Below are 14,781 nucleotides of genomic sequence, written 5' to 3' on the forward strand. Positions count from 1 at the left end.
GGCTTAGGCTACCTTGGCTTGCGGGCTGGCCAGCGTGTCCAGGTACAACTCGTTGAAGTACATGGCCAACACTTTCTGATGCTCGGCCAGGTAGCGCTTGAGCGCAGCGATGTCCTGCTCACCTTTGATCAAGAAGCGCAATGCCGCCCATACCTCGCCTGGATGGTCATCGTTGATGTCGGTGTGGGAGTGGGAGATCTGACCCACGATCTTGGATTCGCCGACCGAACCCTTGAGCGCTTCGAGCTTGCGCGGCTCGAGCTTGACGTTGACGTATTCGACCAGGTACGAGTAGGCGATGACGCCCAGGGGGCCTTCATGGTCGAGCAGGTAGGAGAAGAAGCCTGCCAGCAGCTTGGTGGACAGGTAGGGTTCGGTGGCAAGGAACTCTTCGCGGCTGACGCCTACACGCTGGAGATCCTGGATGAACAAGTCGTCATGCAGCATTTCTTCCTGTTCGTAGTGGGCCCAGATCTGCGCAGCTTCCGGGCTGACTTTCGCCACCTCGACCAAGGCCTTGGCCTCGGCAACGCGCAGCAGGCGGATACGCCACGCCGTCTCGATCAGGTGACGCTTGTAGTAGGCGCTGTTGACATCCTTGCCTTCCAGGTGCGCGGCTTGCGGCACCGTCTTGTACCACTGATCGACCTGTTCATCGATGATGCTGTCGATTTCCCCACGCAGGTTGACCGATGCAGCAGCATTGAGGAACGGAGTGCGATCGCCATAGCCCACATTCTTTACACGGTTCAGCATATTCGAGCCTCTTCTTGGGTTCTGATACAAGACGCCACTCATCATGAGTCGACGTGAACAACGCACTGCCTAGCCAATGACTTCAATGGCCAATTCACCTCTGATCAGGCACTGGCAGGCCAGACGGTAGTCCGCCCCGCTATAGCCCAACAGTTCTATGAATGCTGTTTCCTCATCGTTGCGTGGATTCAACGCGTCCAGCCCTTGCTTGACTTTGATCAGGCACGCCCCGCACGCCCCGACGCGGCAGCCGAGCGGGATGACATTCTTGCCACCGGCCTCCCATTCGATGTCTGTAAGGGGTGAGTTGGAGGGCAGTTCAAAGTCGACGCCGTGGGAAGAAACGGTCAGTTTGTGCAGCGCCATACGTGCCTCGCCTAAGTTGAAGTTGCTGTGTCGCGCGCACGGCATCACGTTGCTGTGTCGAAACAATGAGCGCAGCTGTTGAATCGCAAGTACTTATCGGTCGTTGAAGTTCAACCACAGCCAGTAGATCAAGGCGACGGCACTGATTGATGCGCCCAGCATGCACACGGCTACCCAACCCGCCTGGGCATAGGTGTAGGTCGCCGCGATGGCGCCGAGCCCGCTGCCCAGCGAGTAGAAGCACATGTAGGCGCCAACGAGCCTGCTTTGCGCATCCGGTCGTGCAGCGAAGATCAGGCTTTGGTTGGTGACGTGCACGGCCTGCACGGCGAAGTCGAGCATCACCACGCCCAGGACCATTGCCAGCAGCGAGCTATGGACGAACGCCGTCGGAAGCCAGGAAAGGGTCAGCAAGACCAGCGCAATGCCTGTGGTGCGATTGGCCAGGCCACGGTCTGCCAGTCGCCCGGCCCTCGCCGCTGCGAGAGCCCCTGCTACCCCGGCAAGGCCAAAGAGCCCGATTTGGGTATGCGAAAGCGCAAGATCTGGTTCACTGAGCGGCAGGACCATGGATGTCCAGAGCACGCTGAAGGCAGCGAAGATAAGCAACGCAAAGACTCCGCGCACGCGCAGGGTACGTTCGCGCAGAAACAGCTGCAGCACCGAACGCAGCAGGGCAAAGTAGCCGCCGCTGACCGCAGCGCGGGGAGAGGCGGGCAGCGTGCGCCACAACACGAAGGCCATCCCCGCCATCAGCGCGGCCGACACGAAATACACGCTGCGCCACCCGGCCAGATCGGCCATCGCGCCAGACACGAAACGTGCAAGCAGAATCCCCAGGACCACGCCGCTGGTCACAGTCCCCACGGTCTGGCCACGTTGCTCGGGGCTTGCCAGTGCCGCAGCGTAGGCCACCACCACCTGCACCAGTACGGCCATCAACCCCACCAGGACCATGGCACCGAGCAGCACGACCCAGGCCTGCGCCAGCCCTACGGCGCAGAGGGCCAAGGCGCTGAGGAGCATTTGGCAGAGAATGAGCTTCTTCCGGTTGACCAAGTCGCCCAGCGGCACAATGAACAGCAAACCGACCGCATAACCTGCCTGGGTGGCCGTGACGACGATCCCGATGGTGCTGGCAGGCACCGCCAAACTGCTGGCCATGGACTCGAGCAGCGGCTGGGCGAAGTACACATTCGCCACGGCCATTGCGCAGGTAATGGCAAAGAGGAAGGTTTGGGAAGGGCTGAGTGTGGTACTACGCGGTGTGTCGCAGCGCGCCGTGTCGTCACGGTTGGCAGACGCTTCGGCTGTCGCCGCCCGCTTGACCGGGCTATCTGGCCTGTACGGCATGCACTTCCATCCTTGGAATAGGTTTCAAAAGGAAACCACTTGTAGCGATTTTTAACAAATCAGGTTTTTAAATGCAACTACTGACCATGAACGTTTTCTCATATGGTTAGCGCTTTTCATCATCTGCTCATGGACAAACATGGCCAAACAGGAACAGTTAGCGCGCAGTGAATGCCCAGTGGCGCGCACCCTAGAAGCGATTGGGGACCGATGGGTATTGATGATCATCCGCGAAGCGTTCGACGACGTACGGCGGTTCAGTGATTTTCAGAAGCGCCTTGGTGTCGCCAAGAACATCCTCACCGTAAAGCTCAAGGCAATGGTCGAATTGGGCGTGTTCGAGGTCCGGCCTGCTTCCGATGGGAGTGCTTACAAGGAGTATGTGCTGACCGAAATGGGCCGGGCCGCCTTCCCCATCGTCATCAGCATGCGCCAGTGGGGAGAGCGTTTTTTGTACGGTTCAGGTGAATGCCACTCGATCATGCTGGACAACATGACAGACCAGCCCCTTGAGACGATCACCGTTCGATCCCGTACAGGCCAGCAGTTGAGCCCGGAGGATTGTCACCGACGACTGATCACCCGAGGGGGTTGAGGCAAACGCCCCTGCATGCTCATGACGTTTTTCAATCACCTTGATGCCGTTTCCTGCATTGCCGGACGGCGCCGGGTGGTCGATGCTTGCAGGACCGTCGCCAGTGTTTTCCTCCACCTGCAGAGGCCACCATGAAAAACGTCGAACAAATCCTCAAGAGCAAGTCCGAACACCAGACCGTGTACACCATCGGTCCGGACGACTCAGTGCTCGACGCCCTCAGACTGTTGGCCGAGATGAACATCGGCGCGTTGCCTGTCGTTGAAGGCAACGAGGTGGTAGGTATCGTCAGTGAGCGCGATTATGCGCGCAAGCTGGTGCTCAAGGGACGCTCGTCGGCCGCCACGCCGGTGCGCGACATCATGAGCGCACCGGTGGTTACCGTGGAGCCGAAGCACAACCTTGAATACTGCATGAACCTGATGACCAATCGACATTTGCGCCATCTGCCGGTGGTGAGCAACGGTGAGCTGTTGGGGCTGTTGTCGATTGGCGACCTGGTCAAGGAGACCATCGCGGAGCAGGCAGGGTTGATCTTGCAGCTCGAGCAGTACATCCGCGGCGAGTGAGGCATTTCAGGGCTCGGCCACCTGCATGCGCTACAGGTAAGACTGGCCGTCAGCCGGTTCCGGAACTGTCTATACCTTGAATGGCAGTATCGACGCGTTGACCGGAACGGCTCACGGCCCCTCACGCTTCACGCTGCAGGTAACTTATTTCTTGGCCGGATGCAGCGCTTCGTTCAACTGATCGGCCATGGGAACCCAGTCGGCATCGGCGGCGTAGCTTTCCTTGAGAAAGGCACGCTGGCCCTCACTCCAGAACGGTGCATCGACCAATTTCACATCATCATCGAGTGGCGAATGGGTGGTGATGAAGCGCTCGATCTCGACCGGGTCGTCGTCCAGTCCAAGCTGCTTGAACAATTCGGAAAAGTGGTGAGTCGGTTTGTCCATGATTCCTCCGCAGTGCCGGCATGCGCTTTGGTGTAAGCGCCAGTCCTGTTTGAGAGCTTGCGCTCAAGGGTGGGCATCAGCGCCCTAGGCAGGACGACCGCAATCATCCTGCCTGGGAATAGACAGCGCGCCACAGCAGAAGACTCGATAAATCACCGTAATGCCTTGAGCAGAAAGCTCTGAGCCAGAAGGCGCAGCCACCTCTGCCCTGGATTTACAGCGGCGCGCGGCGCAAGGTGGCCAGGAACGTGGCCGCACCGATGAACAGCCCGGCAAAGGTACGGTTGAGGCGCTTTTGCTGCTTGGGTGTGCGCAGCACCCTAAGCACGCGTGCTGCAAGCCCCGTATAACCCGCCATCACCAGCAGATCGACGGCAACCATGGTAGCGGCGATGGCGATGTACTGTGGTAACAAAGGCGCATGAGGATTGATGAACTGCGGCAGCACCGCCAGCATGAACACCAGGGCCTTGGGGTTGCTGACGTTCACAAGAAAACCCCGGAACACCAGGCTCAGCGGTTTGCCGATGGGTCGTATACCGGATTCATCGCTCATGTCCATGGGCAGGGCGCGCCATTGCTTATAGGCCAGGTACACCAGGTAGGCGACGCCGAACCATTTGATCACATGGAATGCGGTGGCCGAAGCAGCCAGGATGGCCCCGACGCCTGCCGCAATGATGGCGATCTGCATCACCAGGCCGATCTGCAAGCCCAGCGCATTCCAGTAGCCGCGCCAGAACCCATATTGCAGCCCACTAGACATCGAGGCGATAGCGCCCGCACCCGGAGACAGGCTGATAACCCAGCAGGCGGCAAAAAAGCCCAACCACACTTCCATCGACATCCCACACCTCGCTCATGCACATGTTTCAAAGCATTAAGCTAAGGTGCCGATGAAAAAATGACCAGCGCAATTTGAGCGATTTTGCAGCGCTGCTTGCGAAGGGTCGGTAGCAGCGCTCGCAAAAAGCGCGTCAGCTGAGCGCTTCGAGTTCGGCCTGCATGGTTTCGAGCGTTTCCAGTGCCTGCATCCAAGCGTCTTCGAGGTCGCCTTCACGCTGCTTGAGCGCGGTTTGCCGGGCCAGCAATTCACGCAGCTCGTCCTTGCGGGCGGCTTCGTAAAGACCACCATCACCCAACGCAGTCTCGATCTCGGCCAACTGCGCATGCACCTGGTTGAGTTCAGCTTCAAGCTTGTCAGCGGTCTTCTTGTGCGGCGCCAGTTGTTGGCGCAATGCTGCCGCAGCCTGGCGCATGGCCTTCTTGTCGGTCTTGTCGGGGTTGGTTACCGCGCTACTGACCGGCGCGTTGCGCTGGCGATATTCCACGAGCCAGCGGCTATAGTCATCGAGGTCCCCGTCGAAGGGCTCGACCTTACCGTCGGCGACCAGCAAGAAGTCATCGGTTGTGCTTTTGAGCAGATGCCGGTCGTGGGACACCACCACCACTGCACCTGCAAACTCCTGCAATGCCATGGTCAGGGCCAGGCGCATTTCCAGGTCCAGGTGGTTGGTGGGTTCGTCGAGCAGCAGCAGGTTTGGCCGCTCCCAGGCGATAAGCGACAGCGCAAGCCGTGCCTTTTCGCCACCCGAGAAGTTCACGACCGGCTCGTCTACGCGATCGCCATGAAAATCGAAACCACCGAGGAAGTCGCGCAGCGTCTGCTCGCGCTCGGTTGGGGCAATGCGCTGCAGGTGCAGCAAGGGGCTGGCCTTGTCGTCCAACGAGTCGAGCTGATGCTGGGCAAAATAGCCGACGGCGAGGTTTTCACCCCGCACCAGGCGCCCGGACAATGGCTCAAGCTCACCGGCAAGGTTCTTGATCAAGGTGGACTTGCCGGCGCCGTTGGGGCCTAGCAGGCCGATGCGTGCACCCGGCACCAGCTGCAGCTTGACCTTCTCGAGAATGGCCTTGTCGCCGTAACCCAACCGCCCTTCGGACAGGCTCAACAAGGGGCTGGAGATTTTCTGCGACTCGCGGAACACGAAATCGAACGGCGAATCCACGTGAGCGGCCGACAGCTCCTCCATGCGCTCCAGGGCCTTTATGCGGCTCTGTGCCTGACGCGCCTTGGTGGCCTGGGCCTTGAAGCGCGCAATGTATTTTTCCATGTGCGCACGCTGCGCCTGCTGCTTCTCGTATGCTTGCTGCTGTTGTGCCAGGCGTTCGGCACGGGTGCGTTCGAATGCACTGTAGCCGCCCTTGTACAGGTTCAGCTTGCGCTGTTCGACATGCAGCACGTGATCGACCACGGCATCGAGAAAATCCCTGTCGTGGGAGATCAGCAACAGCGTGCCCGGGTAGCCCTTGAGCCAGTCTTCCAGCCAGAGGATGGCGTCCAGGTCCAAGTGGTTGGTCGGTTCGTCGAGCAATAACAGATCGGAGGGGCACATCAATGCCTGGGCCAGGTTCAGGCGCATCCGCCATCCACCGGAGAAGTCGCCGACGCGGCGGTCCATCTGCTCGTTGGTAAAGCCTAGCCCCGCCAGCAGCTTGCGCGCTCGCGCATCGGCGGTATAACCGTCCGCACTGTCCAACTCACTGTGCAGCCGGGCCAGTGCCGTACCGTCATGGGCCTGCTCGGCCTCTGCCAACGCAGCCTGCACCCTGCGCAATCGCACATCGCCGTCGAGCACATAGTCCACGGCCACCCGGTCGAGGGTATCGACCTCCTGGCGCATGTGCGCGATCCGCCAGTCTGCCGGCAGGTGGCAATCACCGCCATCGGGCGACAACTCACCGCGCAGCAAAGCGAACAAGCTGGATTTGCCGGCACCGTTGGCACCGATGAGGCCGGCCTTGTGACCGGTGTGCAGGGTCATCTCGGCGCCATCTAGCAAGCGCTGCGGACCACGCTGTAAAGTGAGGTTGGATAGTCTGATCATGATGGTCGCGGAGTCTACCAGCTTCCTCGGCCCATAGCGCGAGTGGAACCATGCAATGCGACTTGTGGGATCACGCCTTGAGCCTGTACGCCAGGCCCGGTGTGGAAGCGGCTTGCCTCGACCTGCAACGGCAAGGGGGCGACGTGTGCCTGCTATTGTGCGCCACCTGGCTGCAGGCCAGGTCAATCGAGGTGCAGCAACAGCGCGTCGAGGCCTTGCAGGGCTGTGCAGGGCCCTGGCAACGGGATGTGGTCTCACCCTTGCGAAGCCTGCGCGAACAATGGCGAGAATCAGCGAAAGGCGACCCACCGTTGGCTGAGCTGCGAGAGCAACTCAAAAGACTGGAGCTTTCAGCTGAAAAAGCGCTGTTGGAACGCTTGCAAGCCTGTGCAGCACAGTGGCCCGCCGGCAGACCGGGACATACTGGCGACTGGCTGGCTTGGCTTGCACCGAGCCAGCTGCGAGATCACCGCGCACTTGAGCAGTTGCGCGCGGCGGCGCTGGCGCATCAGGCGTCGGTGGACGACGACTGAGCAGCTCCTACGTCGGATACAGGTGTGGCAGGGTTCACCGAGTTGCCGGACGCTGGGGCTTTGTCGTCGGCAGCCGTCGCCGGCTTGGCACTTGTGGATCGGCTGCTGGCAGTGCGAGTGGCCGTTCGGGTGGCGGTGCCACGGGTAGAGGGTTTCGCAGGTGCGGGCTTGCTTGCGGCTTTTGCACTCGCTGCCTTGGCTGCAGGCTTGGCTGACGTCGCCTTGGCAGCCTGGGTGCTGGATGCAGAAGATTCAGCCGCTGAAGCCTTGGCCGCTGTCGCTTTCGCAGGGGACTTGGCTGCGCCCGGCTTTGTGGCAGCCTTGGTTGCGGTAGGCTTCGAGGCCGATCTGGCAGCAGGTTTGGCTGCCACGGATTGTGCGTCAGCGGCCTTGGCTGCAGGCTTGGTAGCTGCGGTGCGCGCAGCCGGTTTGGCCTTGCCAGTGGCTGGGGTAGGCGATTTGGCGGCTGTGGTCTTGGTAGCAGGCTTGGTAGCAGCTGGGGCGGCAGCCTGGGCTGCACGTTGGTCGAGGGCCTTGGTGGCGGCTTCACGCACCTTGCCAACGCCTTGGGCCAGTTTCAGGCTGTCCTGAGCATCGCGCTTTAATTGCTGGATGTAGCCGCGGGTCTGGGTCTGGCGGTCCTTGAGCGAGTCGAGCAGCTCTTCGAGCTCGGCAACGGCCTTTTTGGCCTTGTTCTGCGACTTGGCTTTGCCCGCCGTTGCTGCGTCTTGCAACTTCAAGCGACCGTTATGCAGTTTTTCCTGGGCCTTGCCGCGCTGCTTTTCCAACTTGGCCAACAGCTTCTCTGCATCAGCCAGCGCTTGCGAGCAGGCCTCTTCCAAATGTTCAAGCAAGCTACCCGAAAGTTGCTGAAGCAGGTGTAACGGCGTGCTGACTGGCTTTTTCTTGGCCGACATGACTTACCTCCTGACTGATGAGAGTGCGACTCATACTATGCTTCCGCTGCGCAGGCCGCTAGGGCATCTTGACCGCAATATCCATACACTGTTGCATATCAACGTCTGAGCACATCTCGCACCGCAAGCACGGCAATTAACTACGCTTCGCCAGCGCTGACCTGTCGTTGATCAATGCACCGTGTGGTCCGGCACGCCGCGAGCCCGTACCGTCGTGAACACTGGCATACTTCGCCCCCCACCGCCGTAGGAATTGGTCATGCTTCGATCCATTGTTCTAGGTTTTTGCCTACTGCCGATGTTGGCCGTGGCCGACACCGATGATCAGGACCTTGCCTACAGCCTGGGTGCCAGTCTGGGTGAACGGCTGCGACAGGAAATGCCAGGGCTACAGCTCGATGCGCTCGTCGAAGGCTTGCGCCAGTCTTACCAGGAACAGCCCTTGAAGTTGAGCCAGGCCCGCATGCAGGCGCTGCTCGAACAGCACCAACCGCAGCAAGACGCTGCGCCCCAGGCGCCTGAAGCCGCAGAGATACGTTTCATGGCCAATGAGCGGGCCCGTGCTGGCGTTCATGAGTTGATGCAAGGTGTGCTGTACAGCGAGCTACAAGCAGGCAATGGACCGCAGCCCAAGGCGGGCGCCAAGGTGCTGGTCAATTACGTGGGACGGTTGCCCAGTGGAGAAGTGTTCGACCAAAGCCGTGAGCCGCAGTGGTTCAGCCTCGACTCGGTTATCGAGGGCTGGCAGATGGCGCTGCCGCAAATGCATGCGGGTGCAAAATGGCGACTGGTGATTCCGTCTGCACTGGCCTACGGCGCCGACGGCGCGGGTGATCTGATTGCACCCTACACGCCGCTGGTTTTTGAAATCCAATTGCTGCAAACCAAGGACTGAATGACCCTCAGACGGGCGCCAGGCCTTCTTCCTTGTGCGCGTTGTGCAGCACTTCGATCAGGCAATCTTCAAGCTCGAAGCGCTCATGCAACAAGCTGCCAAGCTTGCCAAGCTTCTCGGCGAAGCGTTCGGTGTCCTTGCATTCAGCCTTGACGCAGTGATCGTTGAACGCCAGTGCAATCTGGGTAATGTCATCAATGCGTGGGCTGATCTCGCCTGCAAGATCAAGGGCTCGGGTGTCTCCAAATGCCTTGGCCTCGCTGACCAGTTGTTCACAGATTTCGAAATGCCACGCCGAGACATAGTCCACCAGCAGCGCACAGAAGTCGCCGTTGGTGTCTTTGTCTGCAAAGGCCGGTTTGGCATCACGCAACGAACGATAGGCATGAACCAGTTGCTCGCGCTCGCTCAGCCAACGGTCGATCAGCGCGTTGACCCCGCCCCAGCGTTCCTGTGCATTCTGACAACTATCGAGCATGGCGATCTCTTCCCCTGTGGGTAGATGCCGCTGCTCCTCGCGTAGCGCTGCTAAGGCACGAGATTGAATTAGCAGAACAGCATCAAACCTTGGATTTTCGGTAGGCGTGCTCGGAGATTATTCCCACGCAAGCTGCCCTTCAAGGTACGCAGGGTAATAACTTCGTACAAGTGTTTAATACGCCGTCTTACCGCCATTGGTCGTGCTGCGGCTCAGCGTTGTTTGAGGTCATGGGTGAGCAGGGCATGCAGGCGACCTGCAAGTAGATGACCGAGCGCAAACGCAGCCAGGAGCACAAAGGCCATCAGGCTCCATTCGGGTAACGTCAAGTCCATGAAGCTCCAGGTCAGCGCATTGCAATCAGGGGCACCGGAAAATAGTTGCCGGGCAAGCTCGTTCCAGTACTGCCCAGCGTTGTGGTCGATGGCGACGGGGCAGACCAGGTCATCGGCCGCAACCCCCTGCAGCCAGACATGCCTTGCGGCTACTGCAGCGCCACCCAGTGCAAAGCCAAGCGCTAGCTGGGCATAGCGGCGTTGGCCTTCGAGTGCCGGCCCATGCAGCACTGCGCTTAGACACACCAGTACATACCCTGCCAGCAGCGCCCGTTGTGTCACACACAGTAGGCACGGCAAAAGCCCGAGCGCATCTTGCAGCTTGAATGCAGTGACCAGGGCAGTGAATGCCACCAGGCAGGTTGGGAAGAAGAAAGTACGCAGGCGGGCCGGCAGCATGGGCAGTGAGGGTCCCGGTATCGGTAGTCGTGGCTTGAAACGGTAGAGGAATCACATCCTTTGTTTCAAGGCACAACAGTCGAGACAATTCCCAGCGTTACCTAAGAAATATCCAACTGCTTTGTAAGACGCGCCTTAAGAAAATACGTCAGGATTTCTCTGGCCCGAGCCGAAAGATTACCTCCCCTTGAAGCCCGCGGCTTTGCGCGGGCCAAGGTCAGGTCAAGCGCGAACCGTCTCCGGCAACGGCAGCGCCAGCAGTCGCTCATCGAGCAAACCAAGCCCTTCCTGGAAGAGTTGGTTGCTGCGCTCCGTTTCGCCAAGGCCTGCGAGCAGACGTGCCAGCTCAGCGCAGGCCTCGGGGTTGCGCTCCATGCGCAAGCTGCTTTCCAGATAGTCACGGGCCTTGCCCCACAGCCGATTCTGCAAGCTGAGCCGACCCAGCGTCAGCAGCAGGCTGGCATCCTGAGGATGGTCCTTGAGCCAAGCTTCGGCGGTCTGCAGCTGCTGGGCAGGGTCTTCACCGCGCACCAGGCCGTACAGCCGAGCAAGGTGGCTTTCGTAGTTGCGCTTGAGCGCCGTGCGCAATACCTGCTCGGCCTCGCCCTGAGCGCCGAGCTGGCGCAGTTGCTCGGCATAGGCCAGGACCAGTTGCGGCTCCTGACGCTGGGCGGAGGTCAATTGCTGCCAGGCACGCTCCAGGGCTTGGCGGGCCGTTTGCGCATCTTCACCCCGGGTCTGTGCCAGGCTCAGGTTTTGCCCCCAGGCACGACGTTCGAGCGTGGCGAGCTCGGTGGCGGGCAATACCTTGTTCTTGCGCAGGTCCGGCATCAGGCGAATGAGCGCAGACCAGTCGCCGCGCTCAAGCTGCAAGCGTTGCAACAAACGCAGTACCTGAGTGTTCTGTGGATGGCGCTCCTGCATGGCCAGCAACGTCTCCAGCGCCCCGTCGTTGTCGCCACGGTCCATTTGCAGTTGGGCATGGGTCAAGGCCACGGCAAGCTCTGCCTGAGGTTGCCGCTCCAGCGCACGCTCCAGCAGACCGTCGCTTTCCTCGACACGGCCCTGCTCGTTGGCGGCCTTGGCGGCGCCAAGGTAATACATCAGCGGTTGGCGTTCGGCTTCTGCAGCCCTGTGCAGATGACGCTGGGCGCTGGCCCAGCGCCCTTCTGCCAGATCCAGTTGGCCCTGTTCGATGGCAACGCGGTTGCGCCGGCTGCGGTTGCGCCGGGACCAAGGGTTGACCGCCCCGCCGGACGCCAGGAGCAGGCCGACCAGAAAACGCAGCACCAACAGCGCCAGGATGACGGCCAGCAAGCCCAACAGCGCGGCCCAAAGCCCGGACTGATAACGGAAGCTGCCATAGGAAATCATCACGTAGCCGCTGTGCTTGGCCACGGCCACGCCGAGGGCCGCTGCCACCACAATGGCCAGTACCGCCAACAGGTAGACACGCTTCATGGCTTGTCTCCCTTGTCCTCGGCAGGCAGATGCCGGCGCTGGATATAGGCCTGAACGGAGGCAAGGCTTTCACTGAGGTCAGGGGTTACGACCGAAACGGGTTGCTCGGCCAGTGCGTTCAGGCTGTCGAGCATGGCTTTGCTCTGCGGATTGTCGGCGTTGAAGTTGGCCAGCAGCACGCTGCGTGCATCATCCAATGCCTGGGCATAGACCTTCGCATCGCCGTTGAGCGCTGCCCATTGCGCCTGTTCCAGCGTAAGACTCAACGCCAGGCGCAGCTGATTGAGCTGCTGACCCGCGAGCAACGGTTTCACGTTCTCGTCGGCATTGAATTCAATCTGGAAATACTTGGATATTTCCGACCACCATTTGGACAGGCGACTGGCGCCGTCGCCGTCACTGGTCAGCGCACCCATGGCATTGGCGTCATTGTCGAATTCCGGGGACTGGGCGCTCAGTTGCTGGACGAGCTCACGCTGGGCCGCCAACTTCAGGAACAGACCGGTGCGGTCAGGCTGCTGGGTATTGTTGAGCGTGGCGAGGCTGCGGGCCAGTTGCTCGCGCGCGGCGAAGGCGCCAGGGTCGCTTTGCTCGCGCAAAATCTCGTCGGCCCCTTCGACCAGCGCCTTGGCACTGGTGATGTCCTGCAAAGCCGACAGCCTCAAGGTCGCCAGGCGCAACAAGTGCTCGGCTTCGGCCAGGCGCCATTCCTTGCGGCTTTCACCCAGTACGGTCTCAAGCCGCTGACTCAGACGTTGCTGATCGCCTTGGAGCTGCGCGACCAGACGACGACGGTCTTCAAGCTCACTGGCTGCCGGCAGACCGGCCAACTGTGCGCTGATTTTCTGTTCACGCTGCTGAAGCGCCTCGGCTCGCTGGTTCAGCGCCTCCAGGTGCTGGCCCTGGTCGAACTCGCTGCCTTGCAGTTGGTGCACTTGCCAGGCGCCCCAGCCGCCTACAGCGATGCCGGCAGCGCCCAACAACAGGGCCAGCGCGGCTAAGCCATTGCCGGAGCGCTTGGCGGGCACTGGGGTGACAGGCTCCGTCGGCGCCTGGGCCGACGTTTGATCCTTGTTGGACAAGACAGTCTCGCTCACGTATCCATCCTTTGCATGGGGGCGCGCCGCCTAGAGCTTGGCGCCTGGGTCGGCAGGTGCAGCGCTACGCTGCACGGCTGCCAGCAAGGCCGCAGCGCTGGCGCCACGGCAATCCACAACGTGTTGGGCACCTGCGGCCCGGGCCTGCTCAGCGACCCGCGGGCTTGGTACGAACACCGGCAAGCGTGCCAGCTGCGGCCATTGGCTACCAGCCTGTTGCTGCAAGTGTTCGAAACCCTGTCCACTGCTGACCACCACGCCATTAAGGCGTTCCGCTTCGATGCGATGCAACAGGTAGCCCGCAGGGTACGACGGCAGGTCGCGGCGATACAGTTCCAGATAATCGACGGTAGCACCTCGCTGAGCAAGACGCTCTGCCAGCAATTCGCGACCTCCGACACCCCGCACGATCAAGATGCGCGGCCCTGCGTTCGCCAGAACCTGTTGGAGCGCAGGCAATTCGAGCAAGGCTTCACTGTCGTCCCCGCATGCGGGGAAGCTGACATCAAGCTGTGCATCCTGCAGCACCGCAGCCGTAGCCGCGCCTACCGTGAACCAACCCTGCATCGGTACGGGCAGTTGCCGCTGCGCCGCTGCCGCGAGCAATAACCTGGCAGCCGGTTTACTGACCACGATGAACCCTTGGTAACTGGACAGTCCCTTGAGCAACGCCAATTGCGGCGGCTGCAGCATGACAGGTTCGATCGCAAGCAAAGGCATGCAGCTGCTGGCTATGCCAGCTTGGCCCAGTGTGTGGGCAAGCGCTGCACACTCCTCAGCGGGTCGGGTCAACAGCAGGCGCCAAGGGCTCACGAATGCCCTGCCTCGCCGTAGATTTCCTTGAGAATGGCCTCAGCACCCTGATTGAGCAGATCTTCGGCCACCTGCACACCGAGTGCTTCAGCTTGCAGGCGAGGCGCCCGAGCCTGGGCGACCAACAGCGTACCGCCATCTGGATGCCCTACCAGGCCCCGAAGCCACAGCTGGTCTTGTTCAAGCACTGCATAACAGGCGATCGGCACCTGACAACCGCCGTTCAGGCGTTTGTTCAAGGCGCGTTCGGCTACCACACGATCGGCCGTATCGAGATGATGCAAGGGCGCGAGGAGCGCGTGGATCTCTGCATCGGCGCTGCGGCATTCGATGCCGACGGCGCCTTGCCCCCCGGCAGGAAGGCTGTCGTCGACGCTGATGCTGTCGGTGATTCGCGCTTCGAAGCCCAACCGGATGAGCCCGGCTGCCGCCAGGATGATGGCGTCGTAGTCACCCGCGTCGAGCTTGGCCAGGCGTGTATTGACGTTGCCGCGCAGAAAGCGGATTTGCAGGTCGGGACGGCGGGCCAGCAGTTGGGTCTGTCGACGCAGGCTGGAAGTTCCGACGATGCTGCCGGCAGGCAACGACTGAAGGCTGTCGAACCGGTTGGAAACGAACGCATCGCGCGGGTCTTCACGCTCGCAGATGCAATACAGGCCAAGGCCCTCGGGAAAGTCCATGGGGACGTCTTTCATCGAGTGCACGGCGATGTCGGCTTCGTGCTCGAGCAGAGCGGTTTCCAGTTCCTTGACGAACAGCCCTTTGCCGCCGATCTTGGCCAAAGGCGCATCGAGCAGCTTGTCGCCCCGGCTGACCATGGGCACCAGGGAAACTTTCAGGCCAGGGTGGGCCTGTTCCAGGCGCGCCTTGACGTATTCGGCCTGCCACAGGGCCAGGGCACTTTTACGAGTGGCAATACGGATTTCGCGAGTGGACATG

Annotated in this window: 17 protein-coding genes; 4 read left to right on the forward strand and 13 right to left on the reverse strand. The window is 61.0% G+C overall.

Annotated features, from left to right (window positions below):
- Positions 1-3: 3 nt before the first annotated feature.
- The 3 genes from PFU01S_RS15600 to PFU01S_RS15610 form a co-directional block, all read right to left on the reverse strand.
- Complete coding sequence (locus tag PFU01S_RS15600; RefSeq protein ID WP_023535779.1) at positions 4-756, reverse strand: hypothetical protein; 753 nt, start codon at positions 754-756, stop codon at positions 4-6.
- Positions 757-825: 69 nt separating this feature from the next.
- Positions 826-1,122, reverse strand: a complete 297-nt coding sequence (locus PFU01S_RS15605; protein WP_028688198.1) for a 2Fe-2S iron-sulfur cluster-binding protein — start codon at positions 1,120-1,122, stop codon at positions 826-828.
- A gap of 93 nt (positions 1,123-1,215) precedes the next feature.
- Positions 1,216-2,475 (reverse strand): MFS transporter, encoded by a 1,260-nt coding sequence (locus PFU01S_RS15610; protein ID WP_028688199.1) that lies wholly within the window; start codon positions 2,473-2,475, stop codon positions 1,216-1,218.
- Between the two features lie 139 nt (positions 2,476-2,614).
- On the opposite strand from PFU01S_RS15610, the gene PFU01S_RS15615 reads away from it, so the two are divergent.
- Positions 2,615-3,070 (forward strand): winged helix-turn-helix transcriptional regulator, encoded by a 456-nt coding sequence (locus PFU01S_RS15615; protein WP_027914158.1) that lies wholly within the window; start codon positions 2,615-2,617, stop codon positions 3,068-3,070.
- Between the two features lie 131 nt (positions 3,071-3,201).
- Entirely contained in the window at positions 3,202-3,639 is a 438-nt protein-coding gene (locus tag PFU01S_RS15620) for a CBS domain-containing protein (RefSeq protein WP_023535729.1), read from the forward strand.
- A 144-nt stretch (positions 3,640-3,783) separates the two neighbouring features.
- On the opposite strand, the gene PFU01S_RS15625 is transcribed toward PFU01S_RS15620, so the two are convergent.
- The 3 genes from PFU01S_RS15625 to PFU01S_RS15635 all read right to left on the reverse strand — a co-directional run bounded on the left by PFU01S_RS15625 (position 3,784) and on the right by PFU01S_RS15635 (position 6,914).
- On the reverse strand, positions 3,784-4,026 hold the full coding sequence (locus PFU01S_RS15625; RefSeq protein ID WP_027914160.1) for a DUF2789 domain-containing protein: 243 nt from the start codon (positions 4,024-4,026) through the stop codon (positions 3,784-3,786).
- A gap of 214 nt (positions 4,027-4,240) precedes the next feature.
- Positions 4,241-4,873 (reverse strand): LysE family transporter, encoded by a 633-nt coding sequence (locus tag PFU01S_RS15630; RefSeq protein ID WP_027914161.1) that lies wholly within the window; start codon positions 4,871-4,873, stop codon positions 4,241-4,243.
- A 130-nt stretch (positions 4,874-5,003) separates the two neighbouring features.
- Positions 5,004-6,914, reverse strand: a complete 1,911-nt coding sequence (locus PFU01S_RS15635) for an ATP-binding cassette domain-containing protein (RefSeq protein WP_028688200.1) — start codon at positions 6,912-6,914, stop codon at positions 5,004-5,006.
- A gap of 50 nt (positions 6,915-6,964) precedes the next feature.
- Between PFU01S_RS15635 and PFU01S_RS15640 the strand changes: the two genes are divergently transcribed.
- A complete protein-coding gene (locus PFU01S_RS15640; protein ID WP_027914163.1) occupies positions 6,965-7,447 on the forward strand; it encodes a TIGR02444 family protein in 483 nt (160 codons plus the stop codon).
- On the opposite strand, the gene PFU01S_RS15645 is transcribed toward PFU01S_RS15640, so the two are convergent.
- Positions 7,423-8,364: an AlgP family protein gene (locus tag PFU01S_RS15645; protein WP_028688201.1), complete on the reverse strand. Its 942-nt coding sequence runs from the start codon at positions 8,362-8,364 to the stop codon at positions 7,423-7,425. The genes PFU01S_RS15640 and PFU01S_RS15645 overlap by 25 nt on opposite strands.
- Before the next feature lie 259 nt (positions 8,365-8,623).
- On the opposite strand from PFU01S_RS15645, the gene PFU01S_RS15650 reads away from it, so the two are divergent.
- The gene (locus PFU01S_RS15650; RefSeq protein WP_027914165.1) at positions 8,624-9,259 is read left to right on the forward strand and encodes an FKBP-type peptidyl-prolyl cis-trans isomerase; all 636 of its coding nucleotides are present in this window, start codon (positions 8,624-8,626) and stop codon (positions 9,257-9,259) included.
- Positions 9,260-9,266: 7 nt separating this feature from the next.
- On the opposite strand, the gene PFU01S_RS15655 is transcribed toward PFU01S_RS15650, so the two are convergent.
- The 6 genes from PFU01S_RS15655 to hemC all read right to left on the reverse strand — a co-directional run bounded on the left by PFU01S_RS15655 (position 9,267) and on the right by hemC (position 14,780).
- On the reverse strand, positions 9,267-9,737 hold the full coding sequence (locus PFU01S_RS15655; RefSeq protein WP_028688202.1) for an Rsd/AlgQ family anti-sigma factor: 471 nt from the start codon (positions 9,735-9,737) through the stop codon (positions 9,267-9,269).
- A 212-nt stretch (positions 9,738-9,949) separates the two neighbouring features.
- Positions 9,950-10,471 (reverse strand): disulfide bond formation protein B, encoded by a 522-nt coding sequence (locus tag PFU01S_RS15660; protein WP_028688203.1) that lies wholly within the window; start codon positions 10,469-10,471, stop codon positions 9,950-9,952.
- Between the two features lie 222 nt (positions 10,472-10,693).
- A complete protein-coding gene (locus tag PFU01S_RS15665) occupies positions 10,694-11,932 on the reverse strand; it encodes a heme biosynthesis HemY N-terminal domain-containing protein (RefSeq protein WP_027914167.1) in 1,239 nt (412 codons plus the stop codon).
- Complete coding sequence (locus PFU01S_RS22695) at positions 11,929-13,029, reverse strand: uroporphyrinogen-III C-methyltransferase (protein ID WP_028688204.1); 1,101 nt, start codon at positions 13,027-13,029, stop codon at positions 11,929-11,931. The genes PFU01S_RS15665 and PFU01S_RS22695 overlap by 4 nt, the downstream gene beginning before the upstream one ends.
- Before the next feature lie 30 nt (positions 13,030-13,059).
- Positions 13,060-13,842, reverse strand: a complete 783-nt coding sequence (locus PFU01S_RS22700; protein WP_028688205.1) for a uroporphyrinogen-III synthase — start codon at positions 13,840-13,842, stop codon at positions 13,060-13,062.
- Positions 13,839-14,780 (reverse strand): hydroxymethylbilane synthase, encoded by a 942-nt coding sequence (gene hemC, locus PFU01S_RS15680; protein WP_028688206.1) that lies wholly within the window; start codon positions 14,778-14,780, stop codon positions 13,839-13,841. The genes PFU01S_RS22700 and hemC overlap by 4 nt, the downstream gene beginning before the upstream one ends.
- Between the last annotated feature and the right edge of the window lies 1 nt (position 14,781).

The organism is Pseudomonas fulva NBRC 16637 = DSM 17717, assembly GCF_000730565.1.
GTDB lineage: Bacteria > Pseudomonadota > Gammaproteobacteria > Pseudomonadales > Pseudomonadaceae > Aquipseudomonas > Aquipseudomonas fulva.